23 protein-coding genes and 2 pseudogenes are annotated in these 25,251 nt (G+C 63.7%); 7 read left to right on the top strand and 18 right to left on the bottom strand.

Annotation, left to right across the window (positions count from 1 at the left end; genetic code table 11):
• Positions 1-34: 34 nt before the first annotated feature.
• The 7 genes from phoB to MJ602_RS13610 form a co-directional block, all read right to left on the bottom strand.
• A complete protein-coding gene (phoB, locus tag MJ602_RS13640) occupies positions 35-742 on the bottom strand; it encodes a phosphate regulon transcriptional regulator PhoB (protein ID WP_162015890.1) in 708 nt (235 codons plus the stop codon).
• A gap of 18 nt (positions 743-760) precedes the next feature.
• On the bottom strand, positions 761-1,462 hold the full coding sequence (phoU, locus tag MJ602_RS13635) for a phosphate signaling complex protein PhoU (RefSeq protein ID WP_162015888.1): 702 nt from the start codon (positions 1,460-1,462) through the stop codon (positions 761-763).
• A gap of 10 nt (positions 1,463-1,472) precedes the next feature.
• Positions 1,473-2,267, bottom strand: coding sequence for a phosphate ABC transporter ATP-binding protein PstB (pstB, locus tag MJ602_RS13630; protein ID WP_162015886.1), 795 nt, complete (start codon positions 2,265-2,267; stop codon positions 1,473-1,475).
• 33 nt (positions 2,268-2,300) lie between these two features.
• On the bottom strand, positions 2,301-3,224 hold the full coding sequence (pstA, locus tag MJ602_RS13625) for a phosphate ABC transporter permease PstA (protein ID WP_162015885.1): 924 nt from the start codon (positions 3,222-3,224) through the stop codon (positions 2,301-2,303).
• Positions 3,224-4,159, bottom strand: coding sequence for a phosphate ABC transporter permease subunit PstC (gene pstC, locus MJ602_RS13620; RefSeq protein WP_243021340.1), 936 nt, complete (start codon positions 4,157-4,159; stop codon positions 3,224-3,226). The genes pstA and pstC overlap by 1 nt, the downstream gene beginning before the upstream one ends.
• A 119-nt stretch (positions 4,160-4,278) precedes the next feature.
• Positions 4,279-5,271, bottom strand: a complete 993-nt coding sequence (locus MJ602_RS13615) for a PstS family phosphate ABC transporter substrate-binding protein (RefSeq protein WP_243021334.1) — start codon at positions 5,269-5,271, stop codon at positions 4,279-4,281.
• Positions 5,272-5,344: 73 nt separating this feature from the next.
• Complete coding sequence (locus tag MJ602_RS13610; protein ID WP_243021331.1) at positions 5,345-5,656, bottom strand: hypothetical protein; 312 nt, start codon at positions 5,654-5,656, stop codon at positions 5,345-5,347.
• Positions 5,657-5,868: 212 nt separating this feature from the next.
• On the opposite strand from MJ602_RS13610, the gene MJ602_RS13605 reads away from it, so the two are divergent.
• Entirely contained in the window at positions 5,869-7,347 is a 1,479-nt protein-coding gene (locus MJ602_RS13605; RefSeq protein WP_243021322.1) for a Ppx/GppA phosphatase family protein, read from the top strand.
• A gap of 46 nt (positions 7,348-7,393) precedes the next feature.
• Complete coding sequence (locus MJ602_RS13600; RefSeq protein WP_243021317.1) at positions 7,394-7,882, top strand: hypothetical protein; 489 nt, start codon at positions 7,394-7,396, stop codon at positions 7,880-7,882.
• A gap of 24 nt (positions 7,883-7,906) precedes the next feature.
• Here MJ602_RS13600 and MJ602_RS13595 read toward each other — a convergent pair whose 3' ends face one another.
• The 3 genes from MJ602_RS13595 to MJ602_RS13585 form a co-directional block, all read right to left on the bottom strand.
• Entirely contained in the window at positions 7,907-8,368 is a 462-nt protein-coding gene (locus MJ602_RS13595) for a SixA phosphatase family protein (RefSeq protein WP_162015875.1), read from the bottom strand.
• 14 nt (positions 8,369-8,382) lie between these two features.
• Entirely contained in the window at positions 8,383-10,593 is a 2,211-nt protein-coding gene (gene ppk1 / locus MJ602_RS13590; protein WP_423246712.1) for a polyphosphate kinase 1, read from the bottom strand.
• 122 nt (positions 10,594-10,715) lie between these two features.
• Positions 10,716-11,531, bottom strand: a complete 816-nt coding sequence (locus tag MJ602_RS13585) for a GNAT family N-acetyltransferase (RefSeq protein WP_243021314.1) — start codon at positions 11,529-11,531, stop codon at positions 10,716-10,718.
• A 192-nt stretch (positions 11,532-11,723) separates the two neighbouring features.
• Here MJ602_RS13585 and soxC point away from each other — a divergent pair, with 192 nt between their 5' ends.
• Both soxC and MJ602_RS13575 read left to right on the top strand, forming a co-directional pair.
• A complete protein-coding gene (gene soxC, locus MJ602_RS13580; RefSeq protein WP_243021310.1) occupies positions 11,724-12,986 on the top strand; it encodes a sulfite dehydrogenase in 1,263 nt (420 codons plus the stop codon).
• Positions 12,979-13,623 (top strand): c-type cytochrome, encoded by a 645-nt coding sequence (locus MJ602_RS13575; protein ID WP_243021303.1) that lies wholly within the window; start codon positions 12,979-12,981, stop codon positions 13,621-13,623. Before soxC ends, MJ602_RS13575 begins: the two co-directional genes overlap by 8 nt.
• Positions 13,624-13,659: 36 nt before the next feature.
• On the opposite strand, the gene MJ602_RS13570 is transcribed toward MJ602_RS13575, so the two are convergent.
• Positions 13,660-14,280, bottom strand: a complete 621-nt coding sequence (locus MJ602_RS13570; RefSeq protein WP_243021300.1) for a Crp/Fnr family transcriptional regulator — start codon at positions 14,278-14,280, stop codon at positions 13,660-13,662.
• Positions 14,281-14,314: 34 nt separating this feature from the next.
• A complete protein-coding gene (locus tag MJ602_RS13565) occupies positions 14,315-14,968 on the bottom strand; it encodes a LysE/ArgO family amino acid transporter (protein ID WP_243021299.1) in 654 nt (217 codons plus the stop codon).
• Positions 14,969-15,053: 85 nt separating this feature from the next.
• On the opposite strand from MJ602_RS13565, the gene MJ602_RS13560 reads away from it, so the two are divergent.
• Positions 15,054-15,953 carry a LysR family transcriptional regulator ArgP gene (locus MJ602_RS13560; RefSeq protein ID WP_243021297.1) on the top strand — a complete coding sequence of 300 codons (900 nt, stop codon included), beginning with the start codon at positions 15,054-15,056 and terminating at the stop codon, positions 15,951-15,953.
• 38 nt (positions 15,954-15,991) lie between these two features.
• On the opposite strand, the gene MJ602_RS13555 is transcribed toward MJ602_RS13560, so the two are convergent.
• The 3 genes and pseudogenes from MJ602_RS13555 to MJ602_RS13550 form a co-directional block, all read right to left on the bottom strand.
• Positions 15,992-16,807 carry a crotonase/enoyl-CoA hydratase family protein gene (locus MJ602_RS13555; protein ID WP_243021295.1) on the bottom strand — a complete coding sequence of 272 codons (816 nt, stop codon included), beginning with the start codon at positions 16,805-16,807 and terminating at the stop codon, positions 15,992-15,994.
• A 75-nt stretch (positions 16,808-16,882) separates the two neighbouring features.
• A pseudogene (locus MJ602_RS16820) lies at positions 16,883-17,266 on the bottom strand (nuclear transport factor 2 family protein); the annotation flags it as partial.
• 102 nt (positions 17,267-17,368) lie between these two features.
• A pseudogene (locus MJ602_RS13550) lies at positions 17,369-19,390 on the bottom strand (oxidoreductase); the annotation flags it as partial.
• Positions 19,391-19,525: 135 nt separating this feature from the next.
• Between MJ602_RS13550 and MJ602_RS13545 the strand changes: the two are divergent.
• Both MJ602_RS13545 and MJ602_RS13540 read left to right on the top strand, forming a co-directional pair.
• Positions 19,526-20,065: a PadR family transcriptional regulator gene (locus MJ602_RS13545; RefSeq protein ID WP_162015859.1), complete on the top strand. Its 540-nt coding sequence runs from the start codon at positions 19,526-19,528 to the stop codon at positions 20,063-20,065.
• 65 nt (positions 20,066-20,130) lie between these two features.
• Complete coding sequence (locus MJ602_RS13540) at positions 20,131-21,024, top strand: EamA family transporter (protein ID WP_243021294.1); 894 nt, start codon at positions 20,131-20,133, stop codon at positions 21,022-21,024.
• 6 nt (positions 21,025-21,030) lie between these two features.
• Here MJ602_RS13540 and glmM read toward each other — a convergent pair whose 3' ends face one another.
• The 3 genes from glmM to ftsH form a co-directional block, all read right to left on the bottom strand.
• Positions 21,031-22,362 (bottom strand): phosphoglucosamine mutase, encoded by a 1,332-nt coding sequence (gene glmM / locus MJ602_RS13535; RefSeq protein WP_162015855.1) that lies wholly within the window; start codon positions 22,360-22,362, stop codon positions 21,031-21,033.
• Positions 22,359-23,225 (bottom strand): dihydropteroate synthase, encoded by an 867-nt coding sequence (folP, locus tag MJ602_RS13530; RefSeq protein ID WP_243021293.1) that lies wholly within the window; start codon positions 23,223-23,225, stop codon positions 22,359-22,361. The genes glmM and folP overlap by 4 nt, the downstream gene beginning before the upstream one ends.
• 62 nt (positions 23,226-23,287) lie before the next feature.
• Positions 23,288-25,207, bottom strand: a complete 1,920-nt coding sequence (ftsH, locus tag MJ602_RS13525) for an ATP-dependent zinc metalloprotease FtsH (protein ID WP_243021292.1) — start codon at positions 25,205-25,207, stop codon at positions 23,288-23,290.
• Positions 25,208-25,251 lie beyond the last annotated feature (44 nt).

The raw sequence follows: 25,251 nt of genomic DNA, 5'->3' as shown, positions 1-25,251 counted from the left end.
GGCGACTGAGCACAAGCACCGCCGGGCATACGCCTCAAGCGCGCATGGGCACCTGCGGTTGGGCGGTGAGCCGATACCCCGCTCCACGCACCGTCTCGATCATGGTACCCGCAGCGCCCAGCGCCTCGCGCAAGCGCTTGACGTGCACATCGACGGTGCGCTCTTCGATGAACACATGGTCACCCCACACCTTGTCGAGCAGTTGCGCGCGGCTGTGCACGCGCTCGGGATGCTTCATGAGGTAGTGCAAGAGCTTGAACTCGGTCGGCCCCACCTTGAGCAACTGCCCCTGGAAGGACACGCGGTAGGTGGCAGCATCAAGCACCAGCTCGCCAATGCTCACGCTGTCGGTCACCTGCTCGGGGGCCCGGCGGCGCAGCACGGCGCGGATGCGCGCCAGCAGTTCCTGGGTCGAGAAGGGCTTGGTGATGTAGTCATCGGCCCCGGCATCGAGCCCGGCGATCTTGTCGGGTTCATCACCGCGCGCCGTGAGCATGAGGATGGGCACAGGCTTGGTGCGGCTGTCGGCGCGCCATTTGCGTGCCAGCGCCAACCCGCTTTGGCCGGGCAGCATCCAGTCCAGAAGAATCACATCGGGCAACACCGCATCCAGCTCGCGCTGGGCGCTGTCACCGTCCTCGGCCCAGAAAGGCTGGAATCCGTTGTGGCGCAGGTTGACGGCAATCAGCTCGGCAATGGCCGGCTCATCCTCGACGATCAGGACTCGGGGTAGTTTTCTCATGGTGTCGCGCAGACCCGTTTACAGCACGGCCGATTCGATATCGCCCAGGGAAGTGTGACGCACATCCATACCCTTGACGAGGTAAATGATCAGTTCAGCGATGTTCTTGGAGTGATCGCCAATGCGCTCAATGGCCTTGGCCAGGAACAACAGATCCAGGCTGGGCGAAATGGTGCGCGCGTCTTCCATCATGTAGGTGATGAGCTTGCGCACGAATCCGCCGAACTCCTGGTCGATCAGATCATCCTCCTTCAGGATGGCCACGGCCATCTTGACGTCCAGGCGAGCAAAGGCGTCAAGTGCCTTGCGCAATTGCCCCGATGCCAGGTCCGCCGCAAGACGCAGATCGCCCGTGGGCAGCGACCGGGGCGCTCCGCCCTCGATGATGGAGCGCACCATGCGCGCCATCTTGCTCGCCTCGTCGCCCATGCGCTCCAGATTGGCCGTCGCCTTGGAGAACGCCAGCAACAGGCGCAGATCGCGCGCCGTGGGCTGGCGCCTGGCGATGATGGTGGAGAGGTCGTGGTCAATCTCGACCTCCATGGCGTTCACGCGCTCCTCGATGGCCAGCACCTGGTCCACCGATTCCAGACTGAACTGGGACAGTGCATAGATGGCGTGGCGGATCTGGGACTCGACCAGCCCCCCCATTTCCATCACACGGGTGGAAACGCCGTTGAGTTCGCTGTCGAACTGCGAAGAAAGATGCTTTTCGGGCACAGTGTCCTCCTCAGCCGAAACGGCCGGTAATGTAGTCTTCGGTTTCCTTGCGCTTGGGCTTGAAGAAGATTTCTTCGGTCTCGCCAAATTCCATCAGCTCGCCCAGGTACATGTAAGCCGTGTAGTCACTGCAGCGCGCAGCCTGCTGCATGTTGTGCGTGACGATCAGGATGGTCACCTTGTGCTTGATTTCGGCGATCAGCTCCTCGATGGCGCCCGTGGCAATCGGGTCCAGCGCCGAGGTGGGTTCGTCGAACAGGATGATCTCCGGATCCGTGGCCAGCGAGCGCGCAATGCACAAACGCTGCTGCTGCCCCCCCGAGAGGTTGACGGCCACTTCGTCCAGGCGATCTTTCACTTCATTCCAGATCGCAGCGCCTTTGAGCGCAGCCTCCACCTTGTCCTCGATGTAGGTCTTGGACCTTTCGCCGCGCACCCGCAGGCCGTAGGCCACGTTCTCGAAGATCGACTTGGGGAACGGATTGGGCTTCTGGAACACCATGGACAGGCGCATGCGCACTTCGATGGGGTCCACATGGTGGTGCAGCAGGTCGATCTGGTCGGGCAGCAGTTCGATGGAGCCGCCATAGCGATGCCCAGGGTACAGGTCGTGCATGCGGTTGAAGCAGCGCAGAAACGTGGACTTGCCGCAGCCGCTGGGGCCGATCAAGGCCGTGACCTTGTTTTCATAGATCGGCATGCTGATGGACTTGAGGGCCTTGAAGTCACCGTAGAAAAAGTCCAGGTTCTTGGACTGGGCCTTGAGCTTGGGTGCGACGGCCGTGGTGGAAGCAGGGGTTGCCATGATCGTAGAAGGTTCCAGACAGGGTTGCGTTGATTACCACTTGAGGTTTTTGCGCAGGCGATAGCGCAACCAGATGGCGGTGGCGTTCATGCTCAGCGTCAGCACCACCAGCACCAGGCTGGCAGCGGCCGCATTCGCGTGGAAAGCCGGGTCGGGGCGGGAGGTCCAGTTGAAAATCTGGATCGGCATCACAGTGAACGGAGACATCAGCCAGTCGAACATGCCGGCCCCCTCAACGAAGGGTGCGGGTGGCAGGAAAGCAATGAAGGTCAGCGCGCCAATCGTGATGATGGGCGCAGTCTCGCCAATGGCGCGGGACAGGCCGATGATCACCCCCGTCAGAATGCCGGGCATGCCGTACGGAATGAGGTGGTCGCTGCACACCTGCCATTTGGTGGCGCCACAGGCGTAGGCAGCTTCACGCACGGTCTGCGGAATGGCGCGCAAGGCCTCGCGTGTTGCCACAATCACAATCGGCAGGATGAGCAAGGCAAGGGTCAGGCCGGCTGACAGAATGCTTTGGCCAAAACCAAAGGTGTACACAAACAATCCCAAGGCGAGCAAACCGTACACAATGGACGGGACACCTGCCAGGTTGGTGATGTTGATTTCAATCACATCGGTAAACCAGTTCTTGCGCGCGTACTCTTCCAGGTAGATGGCGCTGGCAATACCCACCGGAATGGCGAACAGGGCCGTCACCAACATCACCAGCAAGGAGCCGACCCATGCAGACACGATGCCCGCCTGGCCGGCGCGGCGCGAGGGGAAGTTGGTGAAGAACTCGGCCGTGAGACGCGGGAAGCCGTCGATCACCATCTGCGCGAACAGCGCTACGAGCGTGAGAATGCCGACCGACATGGCCATGAGGCCAACGATGCCGAAAACAATGTCCCAGCGCTTGTGCGAACGAATGATGGAGCGCAGCCGCTCTTTGGAAACGGTTGGAGAGTTCATCAATAGGCCTCACGGAACTTGCGGCGCAGCCAGTAGCCGAGCAGGTTGAAAGACAGGGTCAGCAGCATCAGCGTGAGGCCTGCAGCAAAAATGGTCTGGTAACCGACGCTGCCGTGCGGCAGGTCACCAAGGGCCACCTGCACGATGAACGAGGTGATCGTGGCGGCAGACTCCATGGGGTTGAGTGTCAGGTTGGGCTGCATGCCGGCGGCCACCGCAAGAATCATGGTCTCGCCCACAGCACGCGAAATACCCAGGATGTAGGCCGATGCAATCCCCGACAGCGCCGCAGGCACCACCACCCGCGTGGCAGTCTGAAAGCGCGTGGAACCCAGGGCGTAGGCGCCTTCGCGCAGGCTCATGGGAACGGCCCGCATGGCGTCTTCCGACAGCGAAGACACGTACGGAATGATCATGATGCCCATCACCAATCCGGCGGAGAGGATATTGAACGTGGGCAGCTCTGGCATGAGCTTTTGCAGCAAGGGTGTGACCACCAGCAGCGCAAAGAAGCCGTAGATGATGGTCGGAATGCCCGACAGCAATTCCAGCATGGGTTTGAGCACTTCACGCGTCTTGTGCCCGGCAAACTCCGACAGATAGATCGCGATGATCGTGCCCAACGGCACTGCGATCAGCAGCGCCACGAATGAGCTGGAAAGGGTGCCAGCCAACAGCACCGAGATGCCGAAATGCGCGTCATCGAACAATGGTGTCCACTGCGTGTCCGTGAGGAAATCCCACAGTGGCACCTGCGAGAAGAACACCAACGACTCCTTGATCAGGATATAGACGATGGCCAGGGTGGTGAAGACCGACACACAGGCCGCAAGCAAAAGAATGCTCTCGACGAAGCGGTCCTTGCGCTTGCGCGCGACTTTGGATCGCGCCAACTGCGCCAGCCTGGCATCACCCGTGAGTGGTGGATTCGACATGGTTCGATCCGGGGTTGTGGAGGTCGCGGTCATTGTAGGAATCAGCAGACATACCGGTTTGCGTGAAAAGCCCTGCCCCGCCCAACGGGCAGGTGTGCAGGGCGCCATGGCTCAGGCCATTACATCTTGGCTTCGCGGGCCAGCAGTTCCTTGATGGTGATGCCGACTTCGTTCTTGCCACCAAACACGGTGCCCTTCTTGCCCTTGTTGATGTGGTCCTGGGCCATCTTGTAGGCCTCAGCGGGCAGCGGAACGTACTTCACTTCGGAAGCCATCTTGCCGCCCTCGGTCATGTAGAAGTCCACAAACTTCTTCACCTCGGGCTTGGAAAGCGACTTGGCGTTCACATAAATGAAGATGGGACGCGACAGCGGCTGGTAGGAGCCGTCCAGAACGGTCTTCTCGCTCGGGGCCACGGCAGGCTTGCCTTCCTTCTCGACGATGGGCAGCGCCTTGAGCTTGGCAGTGTTCTCGGCGTAGTAGGCGTAACCGAAGTAGCCGATGGCATTGACATCGCCAGCCACACCCTGCACCAGCACGTTGTCGTCTTCCGACGCGGTGAAGTCACCACGGCTGGACTTGGACTTGCCCACAATGGCTTCGGTGAAGTAGTCGAACGTGCCCGAGTCGGCACCTGCACCAAACAGCTTGATGGGCTGGTTGGGCCAGGCAGGGTTGACCTGGTTCCAGTGCGTGACCTTGCCCTGGGCTTCGGGCTCCCAGAGCTTCTTCAACTCGGCCACGGTGGCTTGCTTGAGCCAGGCGTTCTTGGGGTTGATCACCACGGTCAACGCGTCGAAGGCCACCGGCACTTCAAAATACTCCACGCCCGCAGCGCGGCACGCTTCCATCTCCTTGGCCGCGATCGGGCGCGAAGCGTTGGAGATGTCGGTTTCGCCACGGCAGAACTTCTTGAAGCCGCCACCGGTGCCTGACACACCGACCGTGACCTTCATGCCCTTGTTGGCCTTCTGGAATTCTTCGGCCACGGCTTCGGTCACCGGATAGACGGTGCTCGAACCATCGACCTTGACGACCTGCGCAAACGCCGGGGCACCCAAAAATGCCAGGGTGGACACAGCGATCAGCGACTTGATGGGGTTAGTTTGCATGGGTTACTTTCGTAAAAATGAAAGGATTGCGATGAATTTATGAGCTTTGTGTGACTGATTGATGACAAGTCGCTCAGACAGCACGGCAAGCGCGCGCCACAGGCTTGCCATGGTGGTGCAGTTCCACCTTGCCCTGGGTCTCCAGGCGCCAGCCCTCGCCCTCGTACACACCATTGCCCTTGCGATCCAGTTCGTAGCCCCCTTCGTGGCGGATGCGCACGGTGCTGCCGTCCGCGGCAAGGCGCGCCTGGAGGCGCTTGCCGCCTTCGCACTCGTACGACACAAACTTGCCTGCCTGCATGCCCGCAGGCACGGAGGGGCTGGAAGCGCAGCCCGACATCACGGCCACACCGGCCAGGGCAAGAAGGGAAAGCACAGATTTCATGATCACTCCAGAGGTTTGAAAGGAAACCCTGGCACTATTGCAAGCGTCTGTGACGGTATCGTGAACTGTTCGTGATGGTTTTTTGACTGCTTGATGCCGTTGCTTTGACATCCGTGACGCAACAATCACGAGGTTGTCAAAAACCACCGGCACACTCGAACCCCACAAGCTCGCCATGGCGGCCCCTGGCGCACCACCTTTTCATTCCAACAATGCAAAACGGAACCCTTCTTGCCGCTGTCGACCTGGGGTCGAACAGCTTTCGCCTGGAAATCGGGCTCTACGAGCATGGACGCATCCAGCGCGTGGACTACCTCAAGGAGACCGTGCGCCAGGGCAACGGCCTGGACCGTGAACACAACCTCAGCGTCGAAGCCATGCAGCGTGGCTGGGACTGCCTGGCACGTTTTGCCGAGCGGCTCGCCGATTTCCCCCGCGCGCGGGTGCGTGCGGTGGCCACCCAGACGCTGCGCGAAGCGCGCAACCGCGATGTTTTCCTGCACCGGGGCAGTGAGCTGCTGGGCCACCCCATCGATGTGATATCTGGCCCTGAGGAAGCGCGCCTGATCTACCAAGGCGTGGCCCGCCTGCTGCCCCAGTCCGACGAGAAGCGCTTGGTCGTGGACATTGGCGGCCGCTCCACCGAACTGATACTGGGCCAGCGCTTTCGGCCCGAGGCGGTGGCCTCGTTTCGCGTGGGCAGTGTGGCCTGGTCCAGCCGTTACTTTCCACAGGGGCAGTTCACACAACAGGCCTTTGCCACCGCGGAAATCGCCGCCAAGGCCGTGCTCGATGAAGCCCTGAGCACCTACCGCCCCGACACCTGGGATGTGGCCTATGGCTCCTCGGGCACCATTGGCGCGGTAGGCGACATGCTGACCGCCGCTGGCTTCAGCCCCGGCGAGCTGACGCACGAGGGACTGGACTGGCTGCGCGAACGCCTGCTGCGCGCCCAAAGCGCAGACAAGGTACGGCTGGAAGGACTCAAGGACGACCGCAGGGCCGTCATCGGCGGCGGCCTGTCTATCCTGCGGGCCTTGTTTGACCTGCTCGAGATCCGCAGCATGCAAGTGGCCCAGGGTGCGCTGCGCCAGGGCGCCCTGTACGACATGCTGGACCGCGAGCTGCCCGAGACCGACCTGCGGACCTCGACGGTGCAAGGCCTGGTGCAGAGCTTTGCCGTGGATCGCGACCAGGCACACCGTGTGGCGACCGTGGCCGAGCAACTGTTTGCACAAGCCTTGCCAGACCACGAGGGCACAGGGGCGCGCAAACTCGGCTGGGCAGCGCAGTTGCATGAGATTGGCTGCCGCATCTCGCACAGCGACTACCACCGCCATGGCGCCTACATCCTCGACAACACCGATGTGGCTGGCTTTGCCCAGCACGAACTGCACCGCCTGGGTGCACTGGTATTGGGCCACAGGGGCAAAGTGCGCAAGATCGAGGCCGACCTGGGCGACACCTTGTTTGCCGTGCAACTGCTGTGCCTGCGGCTGGCCGTGATTCTGTGTCACGCACGGCGCGACCCCGATCTGCACGGACTGACCCTGGGCCTGGATGGCAGCCGCTTCTCCCTGCGTGCGCGCACCGGCTGGGCGGCAAGCTACCCCCAATCGGCATACCTGTTGCGCGAAGAAATAGAAGCCTGGCAGCGCACAGGCTGGGAACTGGACGTACAGCTGCCATGAACGGTATAAACGATTTATACTATTTATATCGTTCAAAGGAGTATTTATGAACAACACCCCCAGCACCCCCACCACAGAAGCAAGCACACCCAAGGCGGCCGCAACCCCAGCGCCCAGCGCCAAGGCACCTGCACGCAAGGCGGTTACCAAACCAGCCGTGAGCAAGGTCGCCACACCCAAGGCGCCAGCCGCCAAGAAACCCGCTGCCAAGGCCCCCGCCACCAAGCGCACCGCCTCCAAAGCCATCGTGGCAAAGCCTGCAGCCGCCAAACCCGTGGCCGCAAAGCCCACCAAGGCAGAAGCCAAGCCGAAGAAGCCCAAGCTGGTGCGCGACAGTTTCACCATCCCCAAGGATGAATACGCCGGCATCGACACGCTGAAGGAGCGCAGTGTGGCGCTGGGTCGGCCCGCCAAAAAGAGCGAGTTGCTGCGCGCTGGGCTGATGGCACTGCTGGCCATGTCCCCCAACGCGTTGCATGCGGCCTTGGAGGCCGTTCCCACCATCAAGACCGGCAGGCCCAAATCCGACAAGTGATCCACCCCTTCAGGGGTCGGAAACTCAGAGAAACTCGGGGGACTGCACGCTGAGCAGCACGGTTTCAGTCTGCCCTGCACGCTCACGCTGGCGCAACCACCAGACCGAGCCCTTGCGCACCGCGCACTCCCCCACCGACATGCCCAGCACGCGGGCCACAACCTGACCCAGCGCAGGCTGGTGGCCCACCACCAGAATGGCCCCCTTGCCTTGGGGCCACTGGACCAGATCCAGCAAATCCTGCGCAGTGCCATTGGGCAGCAATTCAGCGCGCAGCTTGTATTTGCGGCCCAGGGCCTGGGCCGTCTGTTCGGTACGACGTGCAGGGCTGCAGAGCACGCGCAGGCCTTCGGGCAATTGACGGTCCAGCCAGGCTGCCATGCGCACGGCCTGTTTTTCACCCCGAGGTGTCAGGGCACGCTGCAGGTCGTCCATGCCCACGCCCCCCTCTTCGGCTTCGGCGTGTCGCCACAGGATCAGATCCATACCACCCTCGTCCATCAAGCGTTGCGCGGCGCGGGTGCTGGCGCGTAGCGACTGGTCAGCGCTGCCTGCGCTCCCATGCCCTTGAGCACATTGCCCGCCATGCGGTAGCTGCCGTCGGGTTGCAACTCCCAGGCATCACGGCTGTCACGCAGGTAGGCCACCAGGCATTCGTCGATGATGCGCTGGCGCAGCTTGGGGTCGGTCACAGGCCAGGCCAATTCCACCCGGCGCATCATGTTGCGGTTCATCCAGTCGGCACTGGAGCAGTACAGCTCTTCTTCCTTGCCACAGCGGAAGTAAAAAACCCGTGAATGCTCCAGAAACCGCCCGATGATGGATCGCACACGGATGTTCTCTGTCACCCCCGCCAGTTGCGGCGGCAGGATACAGGCACCGCGCACAATGAGATCGATGCGCGCACCACGCTGGCCGGCCAGCACCAGGGCACGCACCAGGGCCTCGTCGGTCAGGGCATTCATCTTGGCGACGATGCGCCCGCCCTCTCCGCGTGCTGCCGCCAGCCCCACCTGGTCGATCTTTTCCAGCATGCGACGGTGCAGGTGAAACGGTGCCACCAGCAGGCGCCGCATGCGCGGCAGGCGATTTTGGCTGGCCAGGTGGTTGAACACATTGTCCATGTCGGCCGTGATGTCGCGGTCGGCCGTGAGAAAGCTCAGATCCGTGTACAAGCGTGCCGTGCTGGGGTTGTAGTTGCCGGTGCCCAGGTGGCCGTAGCGCACCATCTGTCGCCCTTCACGGCGGGTGACCAGCAGCATCTTGGCGTGCGTCTTGAGCCCCACCACACCGTACACGACCTGCGCCCCCACAGACTCAAGGGCCTCGGCCCAGTTGATGTTGGCCTCCTCGTCAAACCGGGCTTTCAACTCCACCACGGCCATCACTTCCTTGCCACGGCGCACAGCTTCGCGCAGCAAGTCCAGCATTTGCGGATCCGACCCAGTGCGGTAAATGGTCTGCTTGATAGCGACCACCTGCGGATCGTGCACTGCCTCTCGCAAGAAGGCCAGTACGCCATCAAAACTCTCGAAGGGCTGATGCAACAGCACATCCCCTTGCTTGAGCTGTTCAAGAATCGACGCACTCGGTTGGATTTGATGGGGCCAGGTGGGGCGCCATGGGGCAAACATCCAGGCAGGATTGGCGACCAGATCAATGAGCTGCGAAAACCGCACCAGGTTCACAGGGCCTTGCACGCGATAGAGCGCGGCGCGCGGCAGGTCGAACTGGCGCAGCAGAAAATCGGCCAGGTACTCGGAACTCCCCGCAGAAACCTCCAGTCGCACTGCAGTGCCGAAGTTGCGGTGTTGCAAGCCCTGGCGCAGCACCGTGCGAAGGTTGCGCACATCTTCCTCATCCACCGCCAAGTCGGAATGCCGCGTGACCCGAAACTGCGCGAACTCCACCACCTCGCGGCCGGGGAACAAATCCGTCAGGTGCGCGCGCACCACGCTGGAGACACTGACAAACTGCATGCCCTTGGGGGCTACCTTGGCAGGCATGCGCGTGAAGCGCGGCAACAGGCGTGGGACGCGAACAATGGCGATCTCGTTCTCACGCCCAAACGCGTCGCTGCCCTTGAGGCGCACGATGAAGTTCAGCGATTTGTTCGCCACCTGGGGGAACGGGTGCGCCGGGTCCAGGCTGATGGGTACCAGCAGAGGGCGCACCTCGCGCACAAAATACTCATGCACCCAGCGACGCTGGGCAGCGTTGCGCTCACCGTGCGAGACGACGCGCACCCCTTCACGTGCCAACGCAGGCATCAGCGCATCGTTGTACAAGGCGTACTGGCGTTCCACCAGGTCGTGCGCCTTGGCCGATAGCGCTTCAAAGGTCGCAACGGTGTGCTCGCCTTTGGTTTCACCGGTACGGGCTGCGGTGATGTGCGGCTCGGCACGCACCTCAAAGAACTCGTCCAGGTTCGAGGAAACGATGCACAGATAGCGCAGGCGTTCCAGCAAAGGCACATCCTTGCGGCCCACCCAATGGAACACCCGTTCGTTGAATGCCAGGATGCTGTGGTCTCGGTCCAGCAAACGCAACTGCGCCGCCGATGCGCGGGCTGCTGCAGGGGAAAGCGCCGCTGCCGCAGGAGCGGTCGCAACGTGCCCCACAGCGTCCAACACATGCGGAAAACCCTGGATCTGGGCAGAGGGGATCAAAGCAGCTTCCGTAGCACTATCGGCTTTTTTTGTTGTGGTCATGGACGCAATCACCAGCAAAGGGGAACCACGGAAGTATTCGACAACACGGTGACCGTTTCGTGACAGTCACCAATTTATCTGCATTCTGTCACCGAGACCCTCAGGATGCGCCCCTACTCCGCTCAGGCTCCGAGGAAATGCTTGCGGTACTTCGGAGGCAAATCAGCAATGCGCATGAGCATGGGCAGATCCGCCGAATTGAAGTCCGGATCCCACGCCGGAGCGCCCAGCACCTTGGCGCCGAGGCGCAGATAGCCCTTGATCAACGCCGGCGGCTCGATGTCCAGCGAATCATCCAAGCGATCCACGGGCAAGGGCAAACGCGGGCGTACCTGGTATTCGATGGGCGCCAGATAGGTCTGGCGCACCTGGCGCCAGATGCTGGCCGCCATATCGCCCGACACCACGCCGTTGTGCAACATCGGGATGCTGGCGCACCCCACCATGGTGTCGAGCTGATTGCGCACCATGAAGTCGGCCAGAGCGCCCCACAAGGCGAGAATCACGCCACCATGGCGGTGCTCGGCATGCACACAGCTGCGGCCCAGCTCCACCATGCGCGCGCGCAGGCTGCGCAGGCGTGTCAGGTCAAACTCGGTATCGCTGTAGGTGCTGCCAATGCGGCGTGCCTGTGCAGGTGTCAGCACGCGGTAGGTGCCTATGACCTCCTGGCTTTGTGCATCACGCACCAGCAAGTGCTCGCAGTAGTCGTCAAACACGTCAATGTCATGGCCTGGGAGCGTGGGCTTGAGGCGTGCGCCCATCTCCACGGCAAACACCTCATACCTCAGGCGCTGCGCCGCCCTCACCTCATCGAGGTGGCGCGCCCAAGCCACTTCCACACTGCCGCGCGCGCCCGCAGCGTCCGGGCGATGAAGTGACCCCCTGGGCAAGGACACAGGGGAAAGCGGCAAAGTGGGGCTGGGCAAGTCGTTCATGGTGGACTCCTGGTTGGCACGCCCCGGTGCAGACTCGGCGAGTCAGACCCCGGCAGCAGACACTGGCAGTGTGGGTGCGCCGCATGAAATCCACGTGTCCAAACCATGAACAAACGATGACATCGCATGGTGTCTTCCGCGGGTTATCCAAGGTTAATGCGTCGTGCGAAGCCGACCACCACACTGCGACGCATGACGCACACCGAATCTTCATCACAACCTATGCCGCCGCGGCGCAAGTTCATGCGCCACGCCCTGGCGCTGGCCGGCAGCGCACAGGCAGCCACTCTTGCAACTCCCGCCCACAGTGCCCCCATTGGATCGGCATTGCCTGCCCACCAACGCAACCCTGGAGGTACCGACACGTCCTACGGCCAGCCTGCCACCGCAGAAGCGGCCGTGGTCCGCACCGAATCCAAAGAAGCGGGCTTCAGTGTGTGGCGCACACCACTGCAGCACCAGCGTGGAATCATCACCCCGGGCGGCCTGCACTTTGCGGTGCACCACAACGGAATCCCCGACATCGATCCGGCACGCCACCAGCTCATGCTGCATGGGCTGGTCGATCGCCCCTTGCGCCTGGACTGGGAGCGGCTGCAGCGCTACCCCATGGTCAGCAAGGTGCACTTTCTGGAGTGCGCAGGCAACTCGGCTGCCAACGCCCTGTCACCTTTCGCGATGGATCTCCCCCTGGGACAGTTGGCCGGGGAGGTCTCTTGCTCGGAATGGACGGGAATCCCCCTGTCGTTGCTGATGGACGAGGCACGCCCCCAACCCAGCGCCCAATGGGTGATTGCCGAAGGAGCCGATGCAGGCTCCCACGCGCGCAGCCTGCCATTGCAGGCACTGCGCCAGCACGGAATGCTGGCGCTGTACCAGAACGGCGAGCGCCTGCGCCCTTCACAAGGCTATCCAATGCGGCTGTTCGTTCCCGGCTGGGAAGGAAACGCCAACGTGAAATGGCTGCACCGACTTGAGTTCAGCGACATCCCTGCGCACACCAAGGACGAATCGGGCCTCTACACCCAGGTTTTGTCGGACGGACGCATCCAGCGCTTTGCGCTGACCATGGAGGTCAAATCCGTCATCACCCGCCCCAGCGGACAACAGACACTCCCCAGCCCCCGCGGCCACTACGAGATCGAAGGACTTGCCTGGTCCGGACGCGGACGTATCGCACACGTCGAAGTGTCGGTGGACGGCGGGCGAAGCTGGACTGCAGCCATATTGCACGGGCCGGTGCTGGACCGCTCCTTCACCCGCTTCACCCTGCCCTGGCAGTGGCAAGGCCAGAAAGCCGTGCTGATGAGCCGCGCCACCGACGAGCAAGGTCACACCCAGCCCACCCGCAGCACCTGGAAAGGCCGCTATGCGGCCCACTCCTTCAACCACTACAACGCCATCCAGGCCTGGGCTGTGGACCGTGATGGTCGCGTGGAAAACTGCTATGCATGACCCCATCCATCTTTCCCCTGCCAAATGGCTGGCTGCCATCCTGGTGCACTGGGTGGGGCAAATCGCCTTGATCGTTGCTACCACCCTTGGGCTCACGGCGGCAAACGCCTGGTCACAGACCACCTCGCCGACGCCGCAGCCCGCTTCGGCTGCCACAGTGGGACTGGCCATTGCGCTGAAAAAGGAAGAACTGGCTCCGTATGACATCACCGTCTTCCCCAACGGACGCGGACTGCCGCCGGGCCAAGGCCGCGTGACCCAAGGACGTGTTCTGTACGCAAACCAATGTGCCGCATGCCACGGCCCCAGCGGTACGGAGGGGCCAGCCGCGCGTCTGGTGGGCAGCGATGGATTCATCGGCTGGGACGACCCACTGCGCCCGCTGCGGATTGCCAAGCATCCCTTGCTGGTTCAATCCGTGGGCGCACGCTGGCCCTACGCCACCACCGTCTTCGACTACATCCGCCGTGCCATGCCCTACCACGCCCCCAAGAGCCTGGAAAACGATGACATCTACGCACTGACCGCCTTCCTGCTGTACCGCAACGGCCTTCTGGACGCCTCGGCAGTTATCAATGCCAGCACACTGCCCAAAGTGGTGATGCCCGCGGCGGCAAAAACAGTCATGGAGCACTGAGCGATGGGCCAGGAAGAGCACAACGGTGCTGTCCTGTCAGCCCTTGCCTGACAGCCCCAACCGAGCCCGAATGCGAGAGAGGGACACGTTGGTCACGCCCAGATAGCGGGCCACATGGTGCAAGGGCAAGCGCCCCTCCAAGTGGGCATGGCTTGCGCGAAAGGCCTGGTAGCGCTCTGCAGGGCTGTGGCCCAACAGGCTGGCCTCGCGCCGTGCCTGTGCAGCAAACAGGCTGTTGTGGGCCTCGTGCAGCAGAGGCTCCAATGCCGGGTGGTCCTGCAACAAGCTGCGCAGCACGGCGTAAGGCAACGCCACCACCACACTCGGCTCCAGGGCTTCGACATGGTGTTCGCTGACTGCCGATACCGGCGGCACACCATGCCCCACCCAGTCGCCCTCGCAATGGAAGGCCCGGTTGCTCTCCCTGCCCTGAGCATCCAGGTAGTAGCTGCGCAAGAGACCGCGCTCCACCCACCAGCACTGCTCCACCCTCTGTCCCGCCCGCAACAACACCTGCCCGCCATCCAACGCAAGGCGGGGCAGCGCCATCCACTGGGCGCTGGCCTGTGCATGGGATTGCAGCAACTGTTGCAAGGCGCTGGGCTGGCACAAGGTGCAGCCCACTGCCTGCGTCTGGGCAGAGGGGTTGTGGTTCACGGCGCGTGATTGTCGCGCGAGACCCAAACCCCCGCTACCCACTCCAACCCTGCCGCAGCAATCCCCAGGCCAGCCAGCCCATCATCACGGCCACCGACAAGTCCAGCACGCGCCATGCCTCGGGCCTTGCAAATACGGGCGCCAGCCAGCGTGCACCAAAACCCAGCCCCAGAAACCACAGCGCGCTGGCACTGGTGGCCCCGAGCCAAAAGATGCCTTGTGCCCCCGCAGGCTGCTGCGCCCCCATGGCGCCAATCAGCAGCACCGTATCCAGGTACACATGGGGGTTGAGCAGACTGATGCCCAGTACCTGGGCAAGCACCTGCCGTGGCGCCTGCCGCTGGCCTTGGGCCTGCGCCTGCAGGGCCTGGGGCTGCAACGCGCGACCGAAGGCCTGCCAGGCATACCAGGCCAAGGCTGCGGCACCCAAGTACGCCACTGCGCGCAACAGCACTGGGCTGCGCACCAAGAACGCCGCCAACCCACTGATGCCCAGCGCCATGAGCGCGGCATCGAGCGCAACACACACCACCACCACCAGGGCCACATGCTCACGTCGCAGGCCCTGGCGCAGCACATAGGTGTTCTGCGCCCCGATGGCCGCGATGAGCGAGAGCGTCAGCACCAATCCCGCCACAAACACCGGCACCATGGCAGAGACATCCAAAACCGCAGAGGAAGAGAACATGGTGCGCAGTATGGCGAAGCACCATGCCACCTACCAGCAAATTCTGCTAATCTGAATTCAGTATTGCTAACGTTGAATCAGCCGCATGCTCGACCCCACCCTGCTCACCACCCTGGCCATCGTGGCACGCGAAGGCAGCTTTGAGCGTGCCGCGCGCCTGCTGCACGTCACGCCATCGGCCGTGTCGCAACGCATCCGTCTGCTGGAAGACCGGGCCGGCGCCGTGCTGGTGGTACGCGGCCAACCCTGCATCCCCACCGAACTGGGCGCGCGACTGTGCCGCCATGCACATACGGTGGCGCTGCTGGAAGACGAGCTGCGGCGCGACCTGCCCTGGGTGGGCGATGCACAGCCCCACCTGGCACGCACTACGGTACGCATCGCCATCAACGCCGACAGCCTGGCCACCTGGTTCATTGCCGCGCTGCAGGCTTTCAGCGCCGAAGACGACACCCTGGTGGACGTGGCCGTGGACGACCAGGACCACACCGGTGACTGGCTGCGCCGGGGCCATGTGCTGGGCGCGGTGACCTCGCTGGCACAACCCATCCAGGGCTGCCGCAGCCGCAAGCTGGGCGGCCTGCGCTACCTGGCCACCGCCTCGCCCGCCTATGTGCAGCACTGGTTTGCGCAAGGAGTGACCCCGGCCGCACTGGCCCAGGCGCCCAGCCTGGTGTTTGACCGCAACGATCGCCTGCAGGACCACTGGGTGCGCCGTGCCGTACGCAAGCAAGTCCCGCTGTTCGCCCACCGCCTGCCCTCCACCCAGGCCTTTGTGGACGCCTGCCTCGGTGGCATTGGCTGGGGCATGAACCCCTGGCACATGGTGCATGAACACCTGCGCAGCGGTCGCCTGGTGGAACTGCTGCCCGGCCAGCACCTGGATGTGCCGCTGTACTGGCAATGCGCCAACCTGCCCTTGCCAGCGCTGGAGCGGCTGGGACGCTGCGTGCAGCAGGCAGCGGGGGCAGAGTTGGTGCGTTAGCGGGCATCTGCCATGTCGGCTCGGCCTTCTGGAAATCGTCAGTCCTTGAACTCCGGCGCTTTCTTGGCCATGTTGGCTGTCATGGCTTCCATCAGGTCCTTGCTTTGCAGCATGGCCGCGTTCCAGGTGGCGATGTAGTTCAGGCTGTCGGCCACGCTGTGGTCGCGGGCGTAGTTGAGCATTTCCTTGGTGCCGCGGACGGACAGCGGCGACTTGGCGGCGATGGTGGCGGCGATCTGCTGCACCCCGGCGTACAAGGCCTCACGCGTGTGGAACACGCGGTTGACCAGGCCGATGCGCTGCGCTTCTTCGGCGCCAAAGATGCGCCCGGTGTAGGCCAGTTCGCGCGTGATGCCTTGGCCGATGAGCTTGGGCAGGCGCTGCAAGGTGCCCACGTCGGCCACCATGCCGATGTCGATTTCCTTGATGGTGAAGCTGGCGTCCTCGCTGCAATAGCGCATGTCGGCGCAGGTGATGAGGTCGATGCCGCCACCGATGCAACCACCGTGGATGGCGGCAAGCACGGGCTTGCGGCAGCGCTCCAGGCTGGTGAGGGTGTCTTGCAGATCGAGGATGAGGCGGCGCAGCTTTTCGCGCATACGGCCTTCGCAGTCGTCGGCGATGTGGGCAGACAGGCCCATCATCATCTGTAGGTCGATACCGGCGGTGAAGTACTTGCCCTCGGCCTGCAGCACGGCCACGCGGGCCTCGGGCGTGGCGTCCACCCAGTCAAAGGCCTGGCGGATTTCCTGCCACATGGTGGCGTTCATGGCGTTGGCCTTGTCCGGGCGGTTCAGGCGGATGGTGGCGATGTGGTCTTGCAGCGTGACGGCAAGGGTCTCAAAGGTCGGCATGGAAGCTCCTTGTAGGTATTTTTGGCCGCAAGCGCTTGATGGATAAGCGCAAGCAGCTATCAATTTAATTGCAAATCACGCCTTGGCGCCCTTCATCATGGCAATGTAGGGTGCCAGGCGCTGGGCCATTTCGTCGCCCAGGGCCTGCAGGCCGCTCATGGGCCGCACCATGACTTCAAAGTCCACGATCTTGCCTTCTTCGTCGAAGCGGATCTGGTCGATGCCCTTGAGCTCCTTGCCATTGACCTTGGCAGAGAACTCCAGGATGGCGCTCATGCCATCTTCGCTGGTGTAGGTGCGGTGGTAGGTGAAGTCTTCAAACACCTTGACCACCGTGCCCAGGATGACCTGCACTGCCTGCGCGCTGGGGTACGGGGTGTGCGCCATGGGCGAGCGGAACACGGCCTTCTTGTGCAGGATGCTGGGCAACTCACTCAGGTCGCCCGCGGCCACCATGGCGTGCCAGGCTTTGAGGCTGGCCTGCACGGCGGCCGGGGCCTGGTGGCTTGCGCCGGTTGCAGCCTGCGCGGCGGCGGGTGCCGGGCTCAGGTCCATGCGCAGCGCCAGCTCGGTGCCTTGCTTGATGGCACGCTTGGCGTCCAGCTCAGCGGCCTTGTCGGCGCCGCCGATCAGGTGCACGCGCACGCCTTTCGCTTCCAATGCAGCCTGCAGCTCGCGGTTGGGGTCTTGACCGGCGCAGACGATGATGTTATCCACGGGCAGGGTCATGTCCTTGTTGTCCACCGTGATGTGCAGGCCAGCATCGTCAATCTTGCGGTACTGCACGCCAGGGATCATTTCCACGCCACGGTTCTTCAGGCCCGTGCGGTGGATCCAGCCGGTGGTCTTGCCCAGGCCGTCGCCCACCTTGCTGGTCTTGCGCTGCAGCAGGTAGATCTTGCGTGGGATGTCGCCGATATGGGCGGGCTTGAGACCACCGCGCGCGCTGCCGGCGGTATCCACCCCCCACTCGGCAAAGAACTTGGCCTTGTCCAGGCTGGGGCTGGTGCCCTCGTGCAGCAGGTATTCGCTCACGTCGAAGCCGATGCCACCCGCGCCGATCACGGCCACGGTCTTGCCCACCGGCCTCTTGTCGCGCAGCACGTCGAGGTAGCCCAGCACCTTGGGGTGGTGGACGCCTTCGATCTCGGGCAGGCGCGGGCTGATGCCCGTGGCCAGCACCACCTGCTTGAATCCGGCTTGCACCAATTCGTCGGCACTGACGCGCTGGCCCAGCTTCACGCTCACGCCGGTCTGCTTGAGGCGCTCAGCGAAGTAACGCAGCGTCTCGTAGAACTCTTCCTTGCCCGGCACCTGCTTGGCCACGTTGAACTGCCCGCCGATTTCGCTGGCCGCGTCAAACAGGGTCACCTCCAGCCCGCGCTGGGCGGCTTCGGTGGCAAAGGCCAGACCGGCCGGGCCTGCGCCCACCACGGCCACGCGCTCCTTCTTGGGCAGCGGCAGGGGGACCAGAATGGTTTCGTGACAGGCGCGGGGGTTGACCAGGCAGGAGGTGATCTTGCCGCCAAAGGTGTGGTCCAGGCAGGCCTGATTGCAGCCAATGCAGGTGTTGATGTCCTGCGAGCGACCTGCGGCGGCCTTGTTCACAAACTCCGGGTCGGCCAGGAAGGGGCGCGCCATGCTGACCATGTCGGCCTGACCGTTGGCGAGCACCTCTTCGGCCACTTCGGGCGTGTTGATGCGGTTGGTGGCCACCAGCGGAATGCGCACCTTGCCCTTGAGCTGCTGCGTCACCCAGGCAAAGGCCGCGCGCGGCACCTTGGTGGCTATTGTTGGGATGCGCGCCTCGTGCCAGCCAATGCCGGTGTTCAGGATGGTGACGCCTGCCGCTTCGAGGGCCTGGGCCAGTTGCACCACTTCCTCTTGCGTGGAGCCGCCTTCCACCAGGTCGAGCATAGACAGGCGGAAGATGATGATGAAGTTCTGGCCCACGCGCTCGCGCGTGCGGCGCACGATCTCCAGTGCAAAGCGGATGCGGTTCTCATAGCTACCACCGTATTCGTCGTCGCGCTGGTTGGTCTGCGCAGCAATGAATTCGTTGATGAGGTAGCCCTCGGAGCCCATGATCTCCACGCCGTCGTAGCCTGCGCTTTGCGCCAGCACGGCAGCGTTGGCATAGTCCTCCACGGTCTGCTTGACCTCTTCGGTGGTCAGCGCATGGGGGCGGAACGGGCTGATGGGCGCCTTGAGGGCGCTGGGCGCCACCAGCTCGGGGTGGTAGGCATAGCGGCCAAAGTGCAGGATCTGCATGCAGATCTTGCCGCCTGCATCGTGCACCGCCTGGGTCACCACCTTGTGCTTGTCGGCCTCGTGCTGGCTCGTCATGGCTGCGCCGCCGGGCATGGGGCGGGCGCGGTCGTTGGGGGCAATGCCACCGGTCACGATCAAGCCCACACCGCCGCGCGCACGCTCGGCATAGAAGGCGGCCATGCGCTCGAAGCCATTGGGCGCCTCTTCCAGCCCCACGTGCATGGAGCCCATGAGCACGCGGTTCTTGAGCGTGGTGAAGCCCAGGTCAAGCGGCGCAAGCAGGTGGGGAAATGGCGTGGCAGATGCGGTCATGGCGGTTCCTTCAAGAAAGGTTGGCTGGAGGGGGGAAATGGCGCGCTATGCAACCAGTTGCACAAAAGTGTACGGTCGTTCTTATTTTTATGCAACTGGTTGCATAGCAGGGTTCTCCCGGCTAGACTGGACTGCATGTCTTTGCCGCACGCAGTCCTCACTTCACTGTTGGAAAAGTCCACCTCGGGCTACGACCTGGCGCGGCGGTTCGACAAGTCCATTGGCTACTTTTGGCACGCCACGCACCAGCAGATCTACCGCGAGCTGGCACGCATGGAAGCGGCAGGCTGGATCGAAGGCTTTGTGCCGCCCGATGCAGGCAAGACGCGCAAGAAGCACTACCGCGTGTTGGGCGCAGGCCGCGCCGAGTTGGCGCGCTGGGCCCAGGAGAGCACGGAACCCATGGACCTGCGCGACGCCTTCACTGTGAAGCTGCGCGCCGATGCCGTGCTGGGCGAGGTCGATCTGGTCCCCGAACTCCAGCGCCACCTGGCACTGCACCAGGAGCGCCTGGCGCAGTACCTGAAGATCGAGGCACGGGACTTTGCACCGGGCAAGCCGCTGTCGCGCGCGCAGGCCATTCAGCACATGATCCTGAGAAAAGGCATTCTGTACGAGCAAGGGGAACTGGCCTGGGGGGCCGAAATGCTGCGCTTGCTGCAATCGGCGGGCTGATCTGTCAGACTCTGGGCTCTGCCGCGCAGACAGCCCTCGCTGCGCGCACCCACGCCACCACCACCATGCACCCTTCGCTTTCACTGCGCCACTTTCTGTTGGGACTGGGTGTGGTTGCCGTCTGGGGCACCAATTTTGCGGTCATCAAGCTGGCCCTGGCACAAATGCCGCCGCTGCTGTTTGCCACCCTGCGCTTTGTGGCGGTCATCCTGCCTGCCATCTTTCTGGTGGCGCGGCCAGCAGTGCCCTGGCGCAATCTGGCGGCCTACGGGCTGTTGATCGGCGTGGGGCAGTTCGGGCTGATGTTCATTGCCATGAATGGCCACATCTCTCCGGGCCTGGCCTCGCTGGTGGTGCAAACGCAGGTGTTCTTCACCATCGGGCTGGCAATGTGGCTCTCGGGCGAACGGGCGCACCCGGTACAGGGTGTGTCACTGGCACTGGCCGCCGGCGGCATTGGCGTGATCCTGCTGCACACCGACGGCAGCGCCACCCCGCTGGGTCTGGTGCTGATGCTCTTGGCCGCCTTGTCCTGGGCGGGCGGCAACATTGTTTCGCGCCAGGCCGGACGTGTGAACATGCTGGCCTACGTGGTCTGGTCCAGCGCCTTTGCCGTGCCGCCGCTGGTGGTGCTCACGCTGTGGCAGGAAGGCTGGACGCCGGTGCGCACCGCCCTGGAACATGCCGACGCCGCCGCCTGGGCCGCCGTCGCGTGGCAGGCCGTGGGCAACAGCCTGTTCGGCTACGCCGCCTGGGGCTGGCTGCTGGCCCGCTATCCGGCCGCCACGGTCACGCCCATGGCGCTGCTGGTGCCGGTGTTCGGCATGGGCGCTTCGGCCTTCTGGCTGGGCGAATCGCTGCCGGGCTGGAAGCTGCTGGCCGCCGCACTGGTGATGGGCGGTCTGGCGCTCAACCTGCTGTGGCCGCACCTGCGGCGCTGGGTGCTGCAGCGCGCCTGAGCGCGCTTACCCTTTTGCGGCCTGGGCCAGTCGTTCAGCGCAGGCGCTGGCCTGTGCGGCATCGCGTGCCTCCACCATCACGCGCAACAGCGGCTCGGTGCCACTGGCACGGATGAGCACTCGGCCGCCGTCACCCAGCTCGGCCTCGACCGCTGCCGTTTCCTGTGCCAGGCGCGTGTTGGCGCGCCAGTCCTGCCCCGGCTGCAGGCGCACGTTGAGCAGCACCTGCGGAAAGAGTTGCACGCCCTCCAGCAGTTCCGCCATGGTTTGGTCGTTGCGCACGCAGCTCTGCAGCACCTGCAAGGCGCTGATGAGTCCGTCGCCCGTGGTGTGCTTGTCCAGCGCCAGCAGGTGGCCCGAGCCCTCGCCGCCCAGCAGCCAGCCGTGGCGCGTCAGTTCTTCCAGCACATAGCGGTCGCCGACCTTGGCGCGCACCAGCTTGACGCCCCGCTCGCGCAAGGCCAGTTCGATGGCCATGTTGGTCATTTGCGTGCCCACCACGCCGGGCACGAGTTCGTCGCGCCCCATGCGGTCACGGGCCAGCAGGTAGAGCAGCTCATCGCCGTTGTACAGGCGCCCGGCACCGTCCACCATTTGCAGCCGGTCGGCATCGCCATCCAGGGCAATGCCGACATCGGCATGGTTGGCGCGCACGGCACGCACCAGGGCATCGGGGTGCGTGGCACCCACCTCATGGTTGATGTTGAGGCCGTCGGGTGCACAGCCAATGGACACCACATCGGCACCCAGCTCATGGAACACCTTGGGCGCGATCTGGTAGGCCGCACCATGCGCCGCATCCACCACGATGCGCATGCCCTTGAGCGTGAGGTCGCCGGCAAAAGTGCTTTTGCAAAATTCGATGTAACGCCCGGCGGCATCGTCCAGCCTGCGGGCCTTGCCCAGGGAGGCCGAATCGACCCACACCGGAGCCTCTTCGAGGGCTGCTTCCACCGCCAGCTCCCACGCATCGGGCAGCTTGCTGCCCTGGGCACTGAAGAACTTGATGCCGTTGTCCGCAAACGGGTTGTGGCTGGCAGAGATGACCACCCCCAGGCTGGCGCGCTGGGCCCGCGTGAGGTAGGCCACCCCTGGTGTGGGCAAGGGCCCGAGCAGCACCACGTCCACCCCGGCCGAGTTGAAGCCCGATTCCAGCGCCGACTCCAGCATGTAGCCCGAAATGCGCGTGTCCTTGCCGATCAGCACCGTGGGGCGATCCTCGGTCTGGCGCAGCACACGGCCCACGGCGTGGGCCAGGCGCAGCACAAAATCCGGCGTGATGGGCGGCTGCCCCACGGTGCCACGGATGCCATCGGTGCCAAAGTACTTGCGTGTCATGGGGTTCCCTCTGTGGATGTTGTTGTGACCTGTGCGGCCTGCATGGCCCGCCAGACAGCCAGGGCCTGCACGGTGGCGGCCACGTCGTGCACGCGCACGATGCGGGCACCGCGCTCGACAGCCAGCACGGCGGCGGCCACGCTGGCGTGCAGGCGCTGCTCCACGGGCAGGCCCGTGACTGCGCCGAGCGAAGATTTGCGCGACCAACCTGCCAGCCACGCGTGGCCGCTGGTCAACAGCTCTGCTTGGCGTGCCAGCAGCGCAAAATTCTGTTCCACCGTCTTACCGAAGCCGATGCCAGGATCCAAAACAATACGGTGCTTATCAACACCCAGCGCTTGCAGATAAAACGCCTGCTGCTGTAAAAACAATAGCACCTGAGGCACCACATCACCCTGCATGGGCTGCACCTGCATGGTCTGCGGATCACGGTGCATATGCATCAAACACACACCGCAGCGGGGGTGTGCAGCGACCGCCTGCGCAGCGCCCGGCTGGCGCAGGGCCCATATGTCGTTGATGATGTCGGCGCCCAGGTCCAGCGCCTCCTGCATGAGCTGGGGCTTGTAGGTATCGACCGAGACCGGCACGCCCAAGCGCACGGCTTCGCGAAGGATGGGGATCACACGCTCGCGTTCCTGCTCCAGCGGGACGGCGGGACTGCCGGGTCGCGTGGATTCACCGCCGATGTCCAGGATGTCGGCGCCCTCGCGCAGCAGCTGTTCGCAATGGCGCAGTGCAGCGTCGGTATCGGCATGCTGCCCGCCATCGGAAAACGAATCGGGCGTGGCATTGACAATGCCCATGACCTGCGGGCGTCGCAGATCGATGGCGAAGCGTGTGGTTTGCCAGATCGGGCTCATGGGGTGCTCAAAACCACAAAACGGGGCCTCGGCCCCGTTTGGTGATGCTGGTTGCGTGGGAGTCACGCGGCCGTGGGCGAAGGATCCTTGGCCACGGCAGGGGTACCGCCCCCTGGATTGTCACCGCCAGAAGACGGGGTGCGCGGCGTCCAGTCCTTGGGCGGACGCGGTGGCTTGCCCGCCATGATGTCATCGAGCTGCTCGCTGTCGATGGTTTCCCATTCGAGCATGGCCTTGGCCATGGCGTGCATTTTGTCGGCGTGCTCTTCGATCAGGCGGCGCGCCAGGGCGTACTGCTCGTCGATGATGCGGCGCACCTCGGCATCGACCTTCTGCATGGTCTCTTCCGAGATGTTGGTGGTCTTGGTCACCGAGCGGCCCAGGAACACCTCGCCTTCGTTCTCGGCATAGACCATGGGGCCCAGCGCCTCGGTCATGCCGTAGCGCATGACCATGTCACGCGCAATGTGCGTGGCGCGCTCGAAGTCGTTGCTCGCACCCGTAGTCATCTGGTGCATGAACACTTCCTCGGCGATGCGCCCACCGAACAGCATGGCGATCTGGTTCAGCATGTACTCCTTGTCATAGGAGTAGCGGTCCTTCTCGGGCAGGCTCATGGTCACGCCCAGCGCACGACCGCGCGGGATGATGGTGACCTTGTGCACCGGGTCGCACTTGGGCAGCAGCTTGCCGATGAGCGCGTGGCCGGCCTCGTGGTAGGCCGTGTTGCGGCGCTCTTCCTCGGGCATGACCATGCTCTTGCGCTCGGGGCCCATGATGATCTTGTCCTTGGCCTTCTCGAAGTCCTGCATCTCGACCACGCGCGCGTTGCGGCGTGCGGCCATCAGCGCGGCTTCGTTGCACAGGTTGGCCAGGTCGGCACCGCTCATGCCCGGCGTTCCGCGCGCAATGACGGCAGGGTTCACGTCCTGGCCGACAGGAATCTTGCGCATGTGCACACCAAGGATCTGCTCGCGGCCGCGGATGTCGGGCAGCGTGACATAGACCTGGCGGTCAAAGCGGCCTGGGCGCAGCAGGGCGGCATCCAGGATGTCGGGACGGTTGGTGGCAGCCACGACGATCACGCCGAGGTTGGTCTCGAAACCATCCATCTCGACGAGCATCTGGTTCAGCGTCTGCTCGCGCTCATCGTTACCACCGCCCAGGCCGGCGCCACGCTGGCGACCCACGGCGTCGATTTCGTCGATGAAGATGATGCAGGGGGCGTTCTTCTTGGCGTTCTCGAACATGTCGCGTACACGCGCCGCGCCCACGCCAACGAACATTTCCACGAAGTCAGAACCCGAAATGCTGAAGAACGGCACCTTGGCCTCACCCGCTATGGACTTGGCCAGCAGCGTTTTGCCGGTGCCCGGAGGGCCGACCAGCAACAGGCCACGCGGAATGCGACCACCGAGCTTCTGGAACTTGCCTGGGTCCTTCAGGAAGTCCACGACCTCCTTGACTTCTTCCTTGGCCTCGTCGCAGCCGGCCACGTCAGCGAAGGTGACGCTGTTGTTGTTCTCGTCGAGCATGCGCGCCTTGCTCTTGCCAAAGCTGAAGGCACCACCCTTGCCGCCACCCTGCATCTGGCGCATGAAATAGACCCACACGCCGATCAGCAGCAGCATGGGACCCCAGCTCACGAGCAGGGTCATGAGCAGCGAGCCTTCCTCGCGCGGCTTGACGTCGAACTTGACGTTGTTGTTGATCAGATCGCCCACCAAGCCCCGGTCGAGGTAGGTGGCCGTGGTGCGGATGCGGCGATCATCCTGGGTGATGGCCACGATCTCGGTGCCGCCCTGCCCCTCCTGGATGGTTGCGCTCTTGATGCGGTTGTTGCGCACCTCTTCCAGAAACTCGGAATAGCCCATGTGACCGGCAGCGCCCACCGCACGCGTGTCAAACTGTTTGAACACGGTGAACAGCACCATGGCGATGACCAGCCATACGGCGACTTTAGAAAACCACTGATTGTTCAAGCGCGGCTCCAGTGAGAGTGGCAAACGGTGTCAGGCACCAGATG

The sequence above is a fragment of the Simplicispira sedimenti genome (assembly GCF_022760965.1).
GTDB classification, from domain to species: Bacteria; Pseudomonadota; Gammaproteobacteria; order Burkholderiales; family Burkholderiaceae_C; genus Simplicispira; species Simplicispira sedimenti.
This window is presented reverse-complemented; position numbering and strand designations above follow the sequence as displayed.